General features: G+C 31.4%; 19 protein-coding genes. 5 read left to right on the top strand and 14 right to left on the bottom strand.

Features of this window, described 5'->3' with window-relative positions:
* Position 1: 1 nt before the first annotated feature.
* The 14 genes from topA to rpmH all read right to left on the bottom strand — a co-directional run bounded on the left by topA (position 2) and on the right by rpmH (position 12509).
* On the bottom strand, positions 2-2026 hold the full coding sequence (gene topA, locus OF376_RS02910; RefSeq protein ID WP_263822024.1) for a type I DNA topoisomerase: 2025 nt from the start codon (positions 2024-2026) through the stop codon (positions 2-4).
* A 21-nt stretch (positions 2027-2047) separates the two neighbouring features.
* Positions 2048-2875, bottom strand: a complete 828-nt coding sequence (ylqF, locus tag OF376_RS02915) for a ribosome biogenesis GTPase YlqF (RefSeq protein WP_263822025.1) — start codon at positions 2873-2875, stop codon at positions 2048-2050.
* A complete protein-coding gene (locus OF376_RS02920; protein ID WP_263822026.1) occupies positions 2862-3332 on the bottom strand; it encodes a hypothetical protein in 471 nt (156 codons plus the stop codon). Before OF376_RS02920 ends, ylqF begins: the two co-directional genes overlap by 14 nt.
* A 2-nt stretch (positions 3333-3334) precedes the next feature.
* Positions 3335-3988 (bottom strand): thymidine kinase, encoded by a 654-nt coding sequence (locus OF376_RS02925; RefSeq protein ID WP_263822027.1) that lies wholly within the window; start codon positions 3986-3988, stop codon positions 3335-3337.
* A 74-nt stretch (positions 3989-4062) separates the two neighbouring features.
* Positions 4063-5169, bottom strand: coding sequence for a redox-regulated ATPase YchF (ychF, locus tag OF376_RS02930; protein ID WP_263822028.1), 1107 nt, complete (start codon positions 5167-5169; stop codon positions 4063-4065).
* 14 nt (positions 5170-5183) lie between these two features.
* Positions 5184-6053 carry a class II fructose-bisphosphate aldolase gene (locus OF376_RS02935; RefSeq protein ID WP_263822029.1) on the bottom strand — a complete coding sequence of 290 codons (870 nt, stop codon included), beginning with the start codon at positions 6051-6053 and terminating at the stop codon, positions 5184-5186.
* On the bottom strand, positions 6053-6526 hold the full coding sequence (gene rpoE, locus OF376_RS02940) for a DNA-directed RNA polymerase subunit delta (protein WP_263822030.1): 474 nt from the start codon (positions 6524-6526) through the stop codon (positions 6053-6055). Before rpoE ends, OF376_RS02935 begins: the two co-directional genes overlap by 1 nt.
* 11 nt (positions 6527-6537) lie before the next feature.
* On the bottom strand, positions 6538-7767 hold the full coding sequence (locus OF376_RS02945) for an HD domain-containing protein (RefSeq protein WP_263822031.1): 1230 nt from the start codon (positions 7765-7767) through the stop codon (positions 6538-6540).
* Positions 7767-9218 carry a glutamate--tRNA ligase gene (gene gltX, locus OF376_RS02950; RefSeq protein WP_263822032.1) on the bottom strand — a complete coding sequence of 484 codons (1452 nt, stop codon included), beginning with the start codon at positions 9216-9218 and terminating at the stop codon, positions 7767-7769. Before gltX ends, OF376_RS02945 begins: the two co-directional genes overlap by 1 nt.
* Before the next feature lie 4 nt (positions 9219-9222).
* Positions 9223-10017 carry a GHMP family kinase ATP-binding protein gene (locus tag OF376_RS02955; RefSeq protein WP_263822033.1) on the bottom strand — a complete coding sequence of 265 codons (795 nt, stop codon included), beginning with the start codon at positions 10015-10017 and terminating at the stop codon, positions 9223-9225.
* A complete protein-coding gene (rsmA, locus tag OF376_RS02960; RefSeq protein ID WP_263822034.1) occupies positions 10007-10858 on the bottom strand; it encodes a 16S rRNA (adenine(1518)-N(6)/adenine(1519)-N(6))-dimethyltransferase RsmA in 852 nt (283 codons plus the stop codon). The genes OF376_RS02955 and rsmA overlap by 11 nt, the downstream gene beginning before the upstream one ends.
* The gene (gene yidC, locus OF376_RS02965; RefSeq protein WP_263822035.1) at positions 10858-12012 is read right to left on the bottom strand and encodes a membrane protein insertase YidC; all 1155 of its coding nucleotides are present in this window, start codon (positions 12010-12012) and stop codon (positions 10858-10860) included. Before yidC ends, rsmA begins: the two co-directional genes overlap by 1 nt.
* A complete protein-coding gene (rnpA, locus tag OF376_RS02970; RefSeq protein WP_263822036.1) occupies positions 11997-12356 on the bottom strand; it encodes a ribonuclease P protein component in 360 nt (119 codons plus the stop codon). Before rnpA ends, yidC begins: the two co-directional genes overlap by 16 nt.
* A 6-nt stretch (positions 12357-12362) precedes the next feature.
* Entirely contained in the window at positions 12363-12509 is a 147-nt protein-coding gene (rpmH, locus tag OF376_RS02975) for a 50S ribosomal protein L34 (protein WP_263818122.1), read from the bottom strand.
* Positions 12510-12648: 139 nt separating this feature from the next.
* Between rpmH and OF376_RS02980 the strand changes: the two genes are divergently transcribed.
* The 5 genes from OF376_RS02980 (at position 12649) to OF376_RS03000 (ending at position 17103) form a co-directional block, all read left to right on the top strand.
* On the top strand, positions 12649-14046 hold the full coding sequence (locus tag OF376_RS02980) for a DnaA ATPase domain-containing protein (protein WP_263822037.1): 1398 nt from the start codon (positions 12649-12651) through the stop codon (positions 14044-14046).
* A 142-nt stretch (positions 14047-14188) separates the two neighbouring features.
* A complete protein-coding gene (rpmE, locus tag OF376_RS02985; RefSeq protein WP_263822038.1) occupies positions 14189-14491 on the top strand; it encodes a 50S ribosomal protein L31 in 303 nt (100 codons plus the stop codon).
* A gap of 113 nt (positions 14492-14604) precedes the next feature.
* Positions 14605-15684, top strand: a complete 1080-nt coding sequence (prfA, locus tag OF376_RS02990) for a peptide chain release factor 1 (RefSeq protein WP_263822039.1) — start codon at positions 14605-14607, stop codon at positions 15682-15684.
* Between the two features lies 1 nt (position 15685).
* Positions 15686-16543, top strand: a complete 858-nt coding sequence (locus OF376_RS02995; RefSeq protein ID WP_263822040.1) for a HemK/PrmC family methyltransferase — start codon at positions 15686-15688, stop codon at positions 16541-16543.
* Positions 16543-17103, top strand: a complete 561-nt coding sequence (locus OF376_RS03000) for an L-threonylcarbamoyladenylate synthase (protein WP_263822041.1) — start codon at positions 16543-16545, stop codon at positions 17101-17103. The genes OF376_RS02995 and OF376_RS03000 overlap by 1 nt, the downstream gene beginning before the upstream one ends.
* Positions 17104-17171 lie beyond the last annotated feature (68 nt).

Here is a 17171-nt window from a genome sequence, read left to right on the forward strand (position 1 = left end):
TTTATTTTTCTTCTTTTTTTACTTCATAGTTGCGGATGTATTTACATTTTGGGAAATTATTGCAACCAATAAACGGTTTCCCTGTTCGGTGGGCAACGCGTTTAACTAATGGACTATTGTGACATTCTGGACATTCTTCATCAATAATCTCTGGTGCATTTTTTTGTTCAATATATTTACATGTAGGGAAATTCGAACATCCAATAAAATCCTTGCGATATTTTTTAGCAGTTTTAATAACTAAATCAGATTCGCAAACAGGACATTGTTTGCCTGTTTTTTCATCTTCAACCTTATCTATTATTTTATATGCATTTTGAACATTTTCTTCAAATTTTGGAATAAATTCATGGAGCGGTTTTTTTCACTCTAATTTACCAAGCGCAATTTCATCTAACGTTTCTTCCATATTAGATGTGAACGAGATGGAGATGACTTCTGGGAATGCTTTTGTTAGTTCCGCAATGACTAACATTCCTAAATCTGTTGGAATTAATTTGTTTTTATCTTTTTGAACATAACCGCGTTTTAAACCAACATTAACCATGGAAACATAAGTTGAAGGACGACCAACACCCGCCTTCTTTAAGGCATTAATCAATGATGCCTCAGTATAGTATGGTGGAGGTAATGTTTCTTTACTAATAATTTCCATTTCTTTTTTAGTGAATTTATCATTAACTTTTAGGTTCATTAATTGCGTTGGCATTTCGTTACGCGCTGGAGTGTAAAAGTTTAATTTTCAATATCCTAAAGTGTTAATGCTACGAATCGCCGAATGGAATGTATGACCATTATTATCAAAAAATATCTCTTGCCGTACAAATGATGGCGGATTCATTAAAGAAGCTAGTGTTCGCGTTCAAATTAAGTTATATAATTTGTAAACATCACTTGGCACATGATCTTTAATTTGTTCAGGTGTAACAAAAATATTAACTGGACGAATCGCCTCGTGGGCATCTTGTGTATTTTGAGTTTGTTTAGCTGTTTTATAATTTACTTGTGTATTAATGTCATCAGTTCCAAAATGATCATTAATATAGGTGTGTGCTTGGGCGACAAACTCATCACTTAAACGTTCACTATCCGTTCTTGGATAAGTAATTAAAGCTTGAAATTCTTGATTAATTTCTAACCCTTCAAACATTGTTTGTGCCACTTTGGTAATTTTAGATGCTGTTCATCCTAAATTATTAGCAGCATATTGTAAAAGTTTGTCAGTCGTTAAAGCTAATAAACGTTCCCCATTGTTAACCTTTGGTTTTGATAATTCAATAATCGTAAATACATCTGACAAATCATCAAAAACTTTTTGTGCATCTTGTTTGTTAATGAAACGAACGACATTTGAGTCTTCTCGTTTATATAGTGTTAGATTATATTTAATTTTTAATAAATTTAGCTCTAGATTGTTTTTTAAAATTGTTTTGATTTCGAATCAATCTTCTTTAACGAAATTACGACGTTCTAATTCTCGTTGTACAACAAATAACAAAGCAATCGATTGGACACGTCCGGCTGATTGCGCCTTGAGTTTTGAGCGTGTTAGTGATGATAGTTTAAAACCTACTAAACGATCAATGATTTGACGAGCGAATTGCGAATTAACTAAATGTATATCAATTTCTGATTTGTTTTCAATCGCATTAATAATTGCTTTTTTAGTTACCTCATTAAAGGTAATTCGTTTCGATTTATTTTGTGCGTCCTTGTCTAGTAAATCAAAAACATGTCAGCTAATAGCTTCTCCTTCCCGGTCCGGGTCGGTTGCTAGATAAACATTGTCTGCTAAATTCGCATAACGTTTAATTTCTTGAACAATCTCTTGTTTCGTTTGTTTTTTACTCTTACCTGGTGTTTCAATAAATTGTCAACGCATTTCTAGTGTTTCTAGATTAAATCCAAAACCTTTAGTTGATAATTCACGGATATGACCACCAGTGGCCACTACCTTATAATTTTCACCAAGATAAGATTCAATTGATTTACACTTATTGGGTGATTCGACGATTACTAAATTCATTTTTACCTCCATCACTTGTAATTAAAGAATATCATAATTAACCTTACATATCTTTTGATTTGCAAAATGGTCATATAGCAAATTGTATGCTCGGGTATAATCGTATTCTTGTTGTGCCATATAAAATTGGTACTTGGCACAAATGTAATCAACAAAAGTGTGAAAGTCCATTTGTTGATCTAGTTTATAAAAATTTTGTAATGCTTCCAAGTGATGCTCTACATAATATTCATAAACATAACTAAGTGGGTACATTAAATCCACAACTTCTTTTCTTATACAATTAATCATAATTAATTTGTAAGCATCATTTTCGTTTTCAATATTTTTAATAAAGATACCAGGGGTATCAATTAATTTAAAATGTTGATTGATTGATTTTGTGGTCTGCGTTTTTGTCACACCGGGACGATTTTCAGTTTTTAATTGATTTTTCTTTGCTAAAAAATTAATTAATGATGACTTGCCAATATTAGGTAAACCAACAACCATGCCAGTAAATTCAGGATTAATAAGACCTTTGCGTTTTAATTTCTCCATACTAGTTGCAAACATATTATATAGGTGTTTGATAATCGTATCACGAAATTGTTTGTTTTTTAAACTCCCAACTAAATAATTTTCTTGTTCAACAACCTTGGTTGCTAGATCACTTTTTAAAACAATATTAATTAAAGGCTTGCCATTGATTCATGATTGTAAATCTGGATTTGCTGAAGTTTTGATTGCCCGCGCATCCAGGACTTGAATAAAAAAGTCGATTTGTTTAATTTTATTTTTAATTTCATCCGTGGCCTTTTTCATATGACCAGGAAATCAATTAATTTTATTAGGATTAATTAGTGCCATGTGTTTCCTTTAACATTAGATGATAAAAATGGTTGGCGTCATATTTTTGATGACATCGGTAATATTTTAAAAAACGTTTAAAGAAAAAAACGAAATATTTTTGATTTTTAACCGCCTTTTGCTTACGTAGATAATTTTTAACCACTTTTTTTAAAATAAAACTAATTAAAGTATTTGCACGCGCAATCATAATCAAAGGTACCAAACAAATAAGAAAACCAATTCACATAAAGCAACACCCAATAATGTGTGCATTAAAAGCAAATGTTGGTTTGGCTGCCATATAAATTTCATTGTAAGCATGATTCAAAATTAAAATCAATAATCATGCCCCAAGAATTAAAAAAGTACCTGTTAAAATTAACAATAGAATGACTAGGAACTTATTTTTGTAAAAGAATCGATCCGTTAGATAACTCTTGAATTTGTCAAATATTAAAAATTCTTCTGTACTCATCTTTAAGCCTTTGCAAATTCAATAAATTTTTTACTTAATTCTGAACGGTATGGTCGACCGGGAACTTTGTGATGATGACGGCAAACCGCAATATATGATTCTTTGCAACCAATTAAAATTAGATCATCATCATACCGCGCTGGTTTATCATCAATTACTCGTAAAGAATAAGCCGCTTCACTACCGCACACATGACAAATGGCTGTTAATTTAGTAACATAATCAGCAGCGATTGCTAAATCGTTCATACACCCAAAGGTTTCCCCTTTAAAATCCTTATCTAGTCCTGAAACAATCACTACATATTTGTTTTCAGCTAAAATATTACACACTTCAACTAAATTACTATTGAAAAACTGTGCTTCGTCAATGCCAATGACACTAATATTTTTTTCTTTATTTTCTTGACGCATCAAATAATCCAAAATTTCTTCTGGTTGGTTGATTTCAATCGATGGTAGTTTAGTTCCATTACGAGAGGCAACCATTAAATTTTGACGAGTATCTAGTTTTGGTTTAAAAATAACGTATTGAACATCAGCATATTCTAATCGTGCCATGCGACGAATTAATTCAGCGGTTTTCCCGGCAAACATCGGTCCCATAATTAATTCAATTCAACCCAACCGTTTGTTAAAAGCATTTTTCTTAGCCATATGATCTCCTTCGTTAATACATAAAGCATATTATAATATATATAAAATAAAAAAATTAACCTAACGATTAATTTTTATTTCGTAACATTAAAGCGGAAATGACAAACATCGCCGTCTTGCATTATATAATTTTTTCCTTCAATTCGTAATAAACCAGCTTCTTTTATAGCTTGTTCACTCTTGTGTTTTAATAAGTCAGTATAACTAATAATTTCTGCCTTAATAAACCCTTTGGCAAAGTCAGTATGAATCACTCCGGCACATTCTTGGGCGTTCATCCCTTTTTTAAAAGTTCATGCTCGTGTTTCAATTTTTCCATAGGTGAAAAAAGTTTGTAAATCTAATAAATCATAAGCTGCTTTTGTCACTGCATCAAGACCAGTTTGCTTCATGCCTAAATCATTCATGAAGATGGTTTTCGTTTCATCATCTAAAACACTGATTTCATATTCCATACGTGCAGATAAAGCGATGCAGTTAGCATTATTAGCTTGAGCGTAAGCTTTAACTTTCACATATTCTGGATTAGTTTCTGGATCATGAATTTCGTTTTCAGCAATGTTAGCAACATATAAAACTGGTTTCATTGTAATCAATTGAAAGTTTTGTAGAATTTTTAATTCTTCTTCATCATATTCACCAGTACTTGCAAGTTGGTCTTGCAATAATACCTTTTGAGCTTTTTCTAAAACTAAATATTCTTTTTTAGATTCCTTATCGCCGGCTTCGGCCTTCTTTTTGATCTTACTAATTCGTTTATTAATCACATCTAAATCAGCAATAATTAACTCTAAGTTAATAACACCAATATCATTCAGGGCATCAATTTTATTATGCACGTGCAAGATACTTTTATCTTCAAAGCAGCGCACCATATGACAAATTGCATCAACCTCACGAATATTTGCTAAAAATTGGTTACCCAATCCTTCACCTTGACTAGCACCCTTAACTAAACCAGCAATATCAACAAACTTAAAGCTTGTGTAAACAATTTTTTCTGGCGTAATTAATCCTGCTAGGGATTTTAAACGCTCATCTTTAACCTCAACTACTCCCACATTGGGATTAATTGTAGCAAAGGCATAATTCGCAGCTTCAACTCGCGAATTTGTAATAGCGTTAAAAAGTGTTGATTTGCCGACATTTGGTAAACCAACAATACCTGCTGCTAAAGCCATTTTATATCTCCTTTTTAAACACGATTGTCTGCTTTTAAATTGCAAACAAGCGTTGTAATTTGTTCGCTCATTTTTTCACAAGCAAAGTTATTAATTGTCCGAAAAGCGTACGCTTTGTTAGCCATAATATCTTTGTTAGCAAAATATGTTTGTAAAGCTTGAGCATAAGCGATTTGCACTTCTGTGTTAATATTCACTTTACTAATTCCTAAAGAAACAGCGTGTTGAATTTGTTCTAAAGGAATCCCTGAACCACCATGTAAAGTTAATGGTGATTCAATTAAATCATTGATTTCTTGCAACAAGGCAAAATTTAAACCTTTTCAATTACTTGGGTATAAACCATGAATATTTCCAATCCCACAAGCTAACATATTCGGTTTTAGTTCAGCCATTTTCACAGCTTCAGCTGGTTTGGTTAGTTCGCCTTCTGAAACAACGTCATCTTCCACACCACCAATAGCACCAACTTCTAATTCCACAGAAACATTATGTTTTTGTGCATAAGCAACTACTTCGGATGATTTTTGGAAATTATCAGCAAACTCTAATGCAGAACCATCAAACATAACAGATGTAAATCCGGCATCGATCGCTTTAAAACAACCCTCATATGTCCCGTGATCTAAATGAATGCAAACTGGAATATCAACTTTTAAATATTCAGCAATGTGGTTAACTAAATGCACAACACATTCGTAGCCACCCATATAACGAATAGCACCTTCACTAAAGGCTAATAAGGCTGGCGTACGCGTTTGGTTTAAAGTTGATAAAATAGTTTTTAATCATTCTAAATTATTCACATTGAATGCAGGGATTGCATACTTATTAGCTTTGGCGTGTGCAACCATTGCTTGAGCGTTGACTAAATGTTTGTACATTATTCGTCATCCTCCAAGTCATCATCTGCCACATCGTTTTCATCAGAAGATACAATTTTCAGATTTTCATCATCTTCAGTATCGTACTCAAAGTCTGAAAGAGCGATTTCTTCCTCTTCCATTTCTTCTTTTTCTTTGTTAATCTTAGCTAATTTAACATCTTCACTATCATCCACGTCATTATCTTTATAACTACCAACTTCATACATTGCGTTAGCAATTTTCGTAATTTCTTTTAATGATAAATGTTCACGTAAATTTCATTCTTTTTCAGCAATTAAAATAAAACGTGGGTCTTGTAGAATAGCAGAATATAATTCACCATAATGTTGAACCATTTCATCAGTTTGTAAATCTGAATTATCCACAATTTTGTGAACGATAAAATCAAAGTTAAAACTGCATTTTTGTTTTTGAATTTCCTTGTCATTAACAATTGCTTCATAAGCAATATCAATATATTTTTTGTTCATTTATAAACTCCTTATTCGTCTCTTCCATCGGGGTTAATACGATAGAAAATATATTTTTTATGTTTCATTTTTTCTTCATTTTTCAAAGCACTAATATAAATACTAATATCTTCTAAAAGTGAGATTTTAATTTCGTTTTTATTATTATATTTATACAAACGAACAGGATTTGAAAAATCATAAATTTTTTTGTTGTAATACTCTGTTGATTTATAAAAATATTCTTTTTTTGAATTATCAATTGGATATACCCGATTAACTAAACCAGTTTCATATGTAATGAATTCTTTATTGTGTAATCAGTTAGAGGCAAGTGTGCGTAAAATATCATCGTCTTCGTTGGCAAATGATTTAAATGATTCTAAGAAAGATGAGTCATCAAGCAACATAACATCTTCATATGTTCACTCTTTATTTTCTAAAAAAGGAAGAAAGATCTGTAATGCTTGTGGATTGCTAAAACGTTGTTTTTTCTGATACAAGTCATAAACTCTCTTTAGTGTTTTTTGCATCAGCGTGTCATATGTCACTGAAATGTCTTTATAATAAACATTTTCAAACATTGCATAACGTGAAATCAAAATGTTTTCGATTACGTTTCAAGCGCCTTTGTGGAAAGCAATTTCGTTTTGGTAAACAATCATTGAAGCAAATAATAAATCATAGTCAAGTAAACCAAATTTCACTCCACAATAATGTGAGTCCCGTTGTAAATAATCTAAACGGTCGGCATCAATTTGACTAGAAATCATTTGGTGCATTCATTTCTTGTCCACAGTATGGTCAATCACAGAAGCAACACGATGAGGATCAATGTTGTGTTTTTTTAGGATTTGGTATATTTCTGAATTAGGATTTGTGATGATGTTTAAACCAACTTGTTCATGATTATAATTGCCTAGCGCTTCTTCAAACGAGTGCGAATAAGGACCATGTCCAATATCATGTAATAAACCTGCGGCTTTAACAACAATTTTGTCAGCTTGTAAATTATCTGTATCACTTTCTATAAAATTGATTTTAGATAACATTTTCTTAACTACGAAATATACACCTACACAGTGAGTAAAACGAGTATGTGATGCTGAATAAAAGCCACCATGTGATGTACCTAATTGTTTTACCTTATGTAATCTTCAAAATTCTTTGGAATTAATAATTTCCATTGCTCATGGATCATCTTCAAAAGTAATAACCCCCAAGATTGGGTCGTTAATATAATTTAAATCATTAATACGCATTATTTATAAATCTCCAATATTTTTAACATGTTCTTCATCACTTGATCTTTTGATGAATAATAAATCATTTGTGCTAGTTCTGGTCCGTGCATGCTATATGTGGCAGCAATTCGAATCGGCATAAATAGCAATTTACCTTTAAGGTTAGTTCGATTCTTTGTTTCATTAATCATTGCACTAATTGCTTCAGGACTAAACTCTTCTGATTTACTTAATAAATCATAGAAGATAGTAATCACCTGTTGAGCACTTTCGTTATTAATTTCAGCTAATAACGCATCTTCTAAATGATCTTTGATACTGAAATGTTCATTCAGCAAACTTAATAAATGTTGTAAATTATAAATTTCTTTTTTGAATAAATGAGCTTTTTTTATAAAGTCTTTATCATTAACTACCAGAGCCTTAGTTAATTCGTGATTTGTTAAAAAAGTGTTAAACTCTTCATCGCTCATTTGTTTAAAGTATAAATTACTAAATCAATTCATTTTTTGAATATCAAAATAGGCTGGCGCTTTAGAAACTTGTTGTAGATTAAATTGATCAACCATTTCGGATAAAGTCATTTTCTCTTCACAGTTTTTAGGACTTCAACCTAATAAACTAATAAAGTTAGTTACAGCAAAAGGAACATAACCATCAGCAGCATATTCTTCAACGAATTGTTTTAGTGCTAAATTCCGTTTAGACAATTTTTTACCAGTTTCATCAACGATAATTGATAAATGTCCATATTGAATGTCGTAATCATTATATCCCAACGCTTTTTTAATAGCTAGTTGGTATGGAGTATTTGATATATGTTCTTCACCACGAATTACATGTGTAATAGCCATTTCATAATCATCAATTACAACCGCGAAATTATACATCGCAATACGGTTTGATTTTAAAATCACCGGGTCAGTTAATGCATCCGCATGAATTTCGATTGGTCCACGAATTAAATCGTTTCAAGCAAATTTTTCTTGCTCATGGATTAACAAACGAATTGTGTAAGGAATTTTTGCTTGCATCTTCTCAGCAATTGCTTCCTTAGATAGAAATGAACAACGTTTGTTATATTTATATGTTTGTTGGGTTTTTTGACAAAACTCTTTGTCCGCTTCTAATTGTTCTTTTGAACAGAAACAATAATAAGCCTTCTTTTCTGTTACTAATTTTTCTGCTAAAGCTTCATAGTGCGTGAATTTTAATGATTGTTGATATGGTCCATATTGCGGGTTAGGATTTTTTAATGATTCATCAGATTCTACGCTTAATCATTGTAAAAAATTAAATTGGGAATCGATCCCCGCTTCAATGTTTCGTGCAATATCAGTATCTTCAATTCGAATGATAAATTGACCACCCATACTTTTTGCAAATAAATAATTAAATAAAGCCGTTCGTGCTCCACCAATATGTAAATGTCCTGTTGGCGACGGCGCATAACGTGTTCTTACAGCCATTTTTTTACTCCTTATTTTGGAATTTATTAATTGAGATTAATGAACTACCTGAACCCGATAATAACACTAGATTGTTCGAGTCTTTTGATAGTTCGCAATAACGGTGGCGAATCGCAGGATATAAATCAAAACAATGTTCTTGTAAATTATTGTGAATAATATCAGGTATTTCGCCTACACGTAATTGATCGATTATTTTGACATAATCATTGCGATCTTCTTGATAATTTGATTGATCGTATTTTTGATAAATTAATTGTGTATTAACATTAATGTTCAAAATGTGGACATTATATTGGAAGTTAATAAAACCACCTAAATCTGTTAATTTTGTCCCTAAGTTAGTTACAAAAGCAGATGAATAATCTGATAAGAAGAAAGGGATGTCCGCTCCTAATAATGTTCCGATTTCATAGTAATTTAATGACGTTAATTGGTGTTCTTCTAAAACACCTCGTAACACAGCAGCAGCATCACTTGAACCTCCACCTAAGCCTGATCCAATAGGAATGTTCTTGTTAATTTTTACCATAAAATATTTCTTACTAAAATGCTGTGAGCGAATATAATCTAAAGTTTTATAAATTAGTCGACTATAAACTAGAACCTCTTTATCATTAATAAAGTAAGTAACAATATCATATGGTTTTGGTGATTCACTAATTTCGATTTCATCATACAGATTATCGACACGAATATAGATAGATTCAAAATCGTGTTTAGCACAATTTTGTTGCTTCTCTAATATATTGAACCCCAAATTTATTTTGGCGTGAGCTCTTATCTTTTTAATCTTCATTTTGCATCTCCTTATTTAATATTTTGAACAAATTCACAAAATTTGCTTGTGTCAAATTTTGCGCCCTTGCGTTAATATCAATTTGCTCGGCTAAAAATGCTTGGATAATCTGATTGCGATCATACTTATTTAATAAGTTGTTCAGCAATTTTTTTCGCCGATTCAAAAAACATAAACGCAAGAAAGTTAACATCTGGCCGTGATCAAAATGTTCACATACGTCGTGGTTTTCAATCATGATAACTGAACTATCAACTTTAGGTGCAGGATAGAAGTTTTTTGGATGAACGTGAAAGAGCGTTTTTAAATTAGCGAATAATTGGACAAAAACGCTAAAAGCATTATAGTCCTTTGTATTCACCTTTGCAGTAACACGATCAGCCATTTCTTTTTGCACCATCACATAGCTGTATTTGATACTCGTTGTTTTAATTAATTTTTCAATGATTTTTGATGAAATTGAATAGGGTAAATTAGCCACTACTTTGACGTCGTTAAATTGCATTTTGCTTTTCAATTCTGCCACTAATGCATCAAAGTCAACTTTCAAAACATCGTTATTAATGATGCTGAAATTTGCTTCTTTAATATTTTTTGTTAAATGGTTAAACAATCTTTTATCTAGTTCAATTGCCTGTACAAATTTAGCTTCCTGAACCAAAAATTCAGTGATAGCTCCTAACCCTGGACCAATCTCAATTACCAAGTCTTCGCTTGAAATATCGGCCGCTTGTACGATTTGTTTTTTTATCTGATTAGACAGCAAGAAGTTTTGCCCCATTTTTTTGGATGGAACAAAACTTTCTTTTTGTAATTTGAATTTAACATTCTTATCTGCCATTAACTAATACCTAATTTCGCTAATTTAGAATCTATTCGTGTAGTACTCATTGTTCTTCGTTTCATAATAATTTTATGAATAATAACAGATTGTACAATTGTAAAGATCGCATTAAAGAATCAGTATAACCCTACCCCAGATGATGAAATAGCAACTACAACAGCTAACACTATCATAATAATATTTTGTGTCATTCGAGATCGTTTTAATTGTTGTTGGTTTTTTGCACCAACAGTTGTTGCTCCACGACCACGTTTTTTTGCTAATCATTGTGGAGTTTTTTGCGAAATAATTTGTACTGGAATAACTAGTAATAAAAAGAATAAATAATGTCATCCACCGTTTGTGAAATTTGAGAATAATTGTGAGATTGGTGTTTGTGTTAAATCTCAAATTCCAAATAAACTGATGAATTTTAAGTATCTTAAAATCGTTACTACTCTATAAATAATTAAGAAAATTGGAAGGGTAATTATCATACTCTCAAATGGAGCCAGAGGTTTAATACCGTGCTTACGATATAATTCACGTGTTTCCAGTTGTTTTTTCTGACGTGATTGCATATCTTTTGCATCTTTATATTTAGCATTAATCTCAGCGATTTTACCCTGAATTTCGCTCATTTTTTCAGATTGAAATGTTGCACGTGCTGTAATTGCAACAGTAATTAAACGAATAATAAATAAAACAATTATTAAACCTAAAATAACATTTAAACCAACTGGTCAATCACGCGTTGCATATAAAAAGTGTAATAAGATTTGACCAATAGGTCATACAAATAAAGCGTAAAAAGGACCATAGGCTCAGGTAAAGTCGCTATAAGCATAGAAAGGTCCAGATCCGTTATATATCAAGTCAAATCGAATATCACCTGATGCACTCGCTGGATCGGCATTAAAACCAAGTTCTAATCCATTACCAACAACTAACGACTGAACTGTTCAATGGTTGGCCATATTTTGGAAGCAACCATATAAACCTATACTTAAAAAGAAAGCGTAAATGATACCCTTAAGAATCTTTACTAACAAGCTAGTAATTTTCTTTTTACGAGCTTTGAGATGCGATGTAGCTGTTTGGGCACCAGAAAAGTTTTCTACTGAATAACTTAAACGGTTAACAACAGCTTTTTTATCTATTTTTGTTCCCATCTCTTTTCCTTTCTAATTTTCATTATTTTTAAAACCGCTTTTTCAACGACAGAGGCATTAAGATTAAAAACTCCATCGGTGAAAGATGGGTTCACAATAATCACCATTTTACAATAACTAAAATCGCACTTTAAATTATTTAAATAAGCACGAATTAAACGTTTAATGCGATTTCGCGTGGTTGCTAATCGAAAATGTTTCTTTGAAACAGATATAGCCACGCATGGTTTATCTTCCTCACTAAAAGCATAATAGAAAGACATGATCTTTGTTGAAATTTTTTGGTGTTTTTTGATAATTTTTAAAATATCTAAATTTTTTTTGAGACTAAAAAATTTAGCCATATTGTTTTATCTTTCAGATGAAACAGTTAAACTATGTCTTCCCTTTAGACGTCGACGCGCTAAAACGTTACGACCATCCTTAGTTTGCATACGAGCACGGAAACCATGAGTTTTAGCACGTTTACGATTGTTTGGTTGAAAAGTTCTTTTCATATCTACACCACCTTCAAATTTATAAACATATTAAAAAATTATAGCATTTAATAACTATTATATAATAATATATATCTAATTGTTTATCAATATCTTATAATTTTTAAGAATGACAATGTTTTTCGTCTGAGGTGTCTAAATGATTAAAGAAATTCAAAAAAAATACACAAATGCGCTTAATTCTGTTTCTTCATCTACCATTGATCCTCGACTAGTCAACACTTTAATTAAATCAAAAGTTTACGGTTTTGACAATAATATTTTACAAATTGTTGTTGATGATCCACACGTTTGTCTGCTTGCTTCTACAACTTATTATTTAACTTTGAAACAAATCTTAGTTAAAGAATTCGAGTATTTTAATCAGCCTGTGCAAGAAGTTTTGTTCTTATCTCCCCAAGAAGTAGCACGCTTAAACGAACGATCACAATTAATTAAGACATTAGAAAAACCTGTTCAGACCGAAATTGTTAATTTCAAAAAAGAATTAAAAGAATTAACTTTTTCGCGCTTAGTAAAGACTACATATAACATGGATGCAATTAATGCTATCTATCAACTATTAAGTCCTGAATATCCTGTTTACTCCCAAGTTAACCCCATCTTCATTTTTGGAAAGGTTGGTATTGGTAAAACCCATTTAGTCGCTGCTGCTGCCAATGAATATCATAAAAATAATCCTACAAAGGTTGTTTATTATATTGAAGCAGCCGAATATTTTAGACGTTTCAACGCTGCTGCTTTTAAAGGAGCACACGTAGTTGAACAACTGAAAAATGAAATTCAAGCTGCTGAATTATTAATTATTGATGACATTCAAAATTTAGGTGATAAGGCTAAGGCGCTAGAAATGTTCTTTAATATTTTCAACACCATTATTAATAATGGAGGGAAAATTATTATTACTTGTGATAAAAAAACTAGTGAGTTGGTGGCTTTTGAAACTCGCCTGATTTCTCGTTTAGCTTCAGGTATTCAAATCAAACTATCTAATCCTAGTATTGCTGATGCCATTGATATTATTAATAACTGACTGACAATTAATAAACAATTTAGCATTTCTACTGAAGCAATTGAATATATTGCTTATAACTTTCATAAAGACATTAGACAATTGATTGGTTTTCTAAAACAAATTAGTTATTGAGCAATGAACAGTCATGAAAAAGTCAGCCATATTGAATTAGCTTTCTTGCAAGAAAAATGTGCTCAATCTGGTATCGGTTTACAAATGATAGAAAACGAATTAGATCCTAACAAGATTATTACGATGATTGCACAATATATGAATATTAATGAACAATTAATTCTCTCAGATACACGGCGAAAAGAAGTTGTATGGGTTAGATCAATTATCATTTATGTCTTACGACGAGTCTTAAACATGACATTTACAGAAATTGCTACAGTCTTAAAAATGAAATCCCACTCAACGATTTCGTATGCGTTTGATAAAGTCGCACGCAAGGCAGATGAAGACGATACATTTAAGCAACAATTGAACCATATTATTGAATATGTTTCAAAAAATCAATAAAGTTGTTTGCAGATTTAATTATTGCGTTTTTATTCCTCTTATTATATAATTAAGAGTAAGTATTAAATTTTCAAACATGAAATCAAGCATATTAATGAAAATTAATAGATGATAATTATTTAAGAATATAAGGAAGTATAAAATGAAAGACATTCACTTAAATTTAAATGAAACTGTTTTTAAATGTGTGACTTGCCAAAAAGAATATCCTGTTTTAACTACATTTAAAACTCCAGATATGGCTGTCGAAGTTTGTTCTAATTGCCACTCTTTCTACATTGGAAAACAAAACGCTACTACTACATTACGTGGTCGTGCTGAAAAACTTAATTCTAAGTTCCAAACTGCTAAAGAAAACATGCAAAACAAACCAGTTAAGAAAACAGTTACTAAAAAACCAAAATCACGTCCTGCAAGTGGCTTTGATGTTTTAGGAAATAACTAATTTATAAGCATTTTAATTTCAAGTGCTTGGATTATTGACATTCAAATTGTTAAATAAATAACAGGCCGCTGTTATTTATTTTTTATCTTACAAACTTAAAAGAAAGAAATTTTATGGAATATAATAAAAAATTATTTGATGCAATTAAAAAGGTTGTTGTAAAAAACAATGAACTAAAAAAAGAGTTAGAAACTATTTCTAACGATTTTAAACGCATGAAAGAAATTAACATTCAGTTAAAGAAAACAAACCAAGTTGCTGATGTTTTTACTGATTATGAACAAGCTATCAATAATGGTGTTTATGCTGAAGAAATTTTAAAAACCGAAAAAGATGACGATATGCTTGAATTAGCACAATTAACACTGCACGAAGCTAAAGAACAAATTCCAGTAATTGAAGAAAAACTAAAAATTCTTTTATTACCAAGTGACCCCAATGATGACAAGAACGTAATTGTCGAAATGCGTCCGGCGGCAGGTGGTGATGAATCTTCTATTTTCGTTGGTAACTTATTTGATACTTATCGAGCATATGTTGAATCTCGTAACTGAAAAATGAAAATTATTGAAATGATTCCCTCATCAGTTGGCTTCAACTTTATTTCATTTATGATTTCTGGTGAAGAAGTTTATTCACGTATGAAATTTGAATCTGGTGTACACCGTGTCCAACGTGTTCCAGCAACTGAATCAAAAGGTCGTGTCCACACATCAACTATTACCGTGGCTGTTTTACCAGAACAAGATGAAGTAGATATCACCATCAATCCTTCTGATTTAAGAATTGATACTTATCGAGCTAGTGGAGCTGGTGGACAGCACGTTAATCGAACTGAATCAGCTGTTCGTATTACACACATCCCAACGGGTGTTGTGGCTGCTTGTCAAGAAGGTAAATCACAAATCGAAAACCGAGAAACTGCGATGAAAATGTTACGTTCAAAATTGTGAGAAGAAGAACAACGTAAACAAAACGAAGAATTTTCTAATTTACGAAAAAATCAAGTTGGAACGGGTGATCGTTCAGAAAAAATCCGGACATACAATTATCCACAAAACAGAATTACTGACCACCGAATTAATTTAACTTTGAACAAGTTAGAACATATTATGCTAGGGACATTAGATGAAATCATTGATCCGTTGATTGCTGATGAACAAACTACTCTAATGACAAATTTAGAAATCTAGTATGACCTACCAAGCGTTTTATCAAGTTTATTACCAAAAAGCTTGCCAAAAAAATCTTAATCCAGTAATAATCATTCACTTAATTAATCTAATTAATCCCCATATTACTGATTTAACAAGTTTATATGCTGTCTTTAATCAACTCATCAAAGAAGAAGACCAGCATCTTTTTGAAGACTTATGAAACCAGCACGTTAATCTAAACATCCCGATTGAGCGTTTAGCTAAAAAAGGGTTTTTTTATCATCGTCAATGATATGTTGATGATGGTGTTTTTATCTTTCGACAAGCAAGTGAGCTATTAGTTTCGGAAGCTTTAAATTATCTAAAAAATCAAAAAACAAATAAAGAGTTAAACGTTGTTGATGTTTGTTGTGGAACAGGTGTTTTAGGTTTAAGCGTCTTATTAGAACATCCAATTAACTTATCGTGCGTCGACATCAACCCTTTAGCAATTCAAAATACACAAAAAAACCAAAAACTTTATAATTTAAATGCACAGCTCTATAATCAAGATTATCAGTTGTTTTTACAAACGTGTCCACAAAAATTTGATTTGTTAATTTGTAATCCACCATATATTATGCCTAATTACGAGTTATCAAAAAATGTCCTAATGCATGACCCATATAATGCCTTAGTGGATGTCCATCATGAATATGGATTGAGTTTTTATATATATATTATTAAAGAGTATTTTTTAAAAACCAATCCTGCTTGTACCTTATTTTTTGAAATTGGGTATGACCAAAGGGCACATTTAATAAAATTCTTAGCACAATGTAAAATAAAAGATTATGTTTTTAAAAAAGATTATGAAGGTTATGATCGGATATTAATCATCCAAGGGAGAAAATAATGAAAACCTACAATTTTAACCAGCTCAATATAATTGCAGATGCCTTAGCTGCTAATAAGTGCGTCGTTTTACCCACTGATACAATCATGGGAATTTTAGCTAAAAATGAAAAGAATATTTATGCCCTTAAAAAACGTCCTGCAAATAAACCGATTGTTCGTTTTATTGCTGACTACTCTCTATTAGGGGAATTAACTGTTGCACAAAAACAGTTCCTAGATATTATCTGACCAGGACAAATTACTATAATTAAAGATCACATTTCCTACCGTATGCCTAATAGTCGACCCATTTTAAAACTATTAGAGAAGCTCGGACCACTATATTGCAGTAGTGCAAACTTGTCTGGTGAAGATCCTGTTCTTAACGAACAAGAAGCTGTCTTTAAGTTCGGGGCAAAGGACAATGTTTTATATGTTCAAGGGAATGCTAATACTACCAAACCGTCAACAATCATCGATATAGATGAGTGAAAATATATTCGCCGCGGAGCTAGTGTGGGGGTTGTTGATGAATTTTTAGCTGATTTACATGCTAACAAATCATCTCAAATCGATTAAATTTTTCTTTTTTTAAAAAATCGCTTTAAAAATGTGATAACTTTACATTTTTGTTGTAATATAAATAT

The organism is Ureaplasma miroungigenitalium (assembly GCF_025780085.1).
GTDB lineage: Bacteria > Bacillota_I > Bacilli_A > Mycoplasmatales > Mycoplasmoidaceae > Ureaplasma > Ureaplasma miroungigenitalium.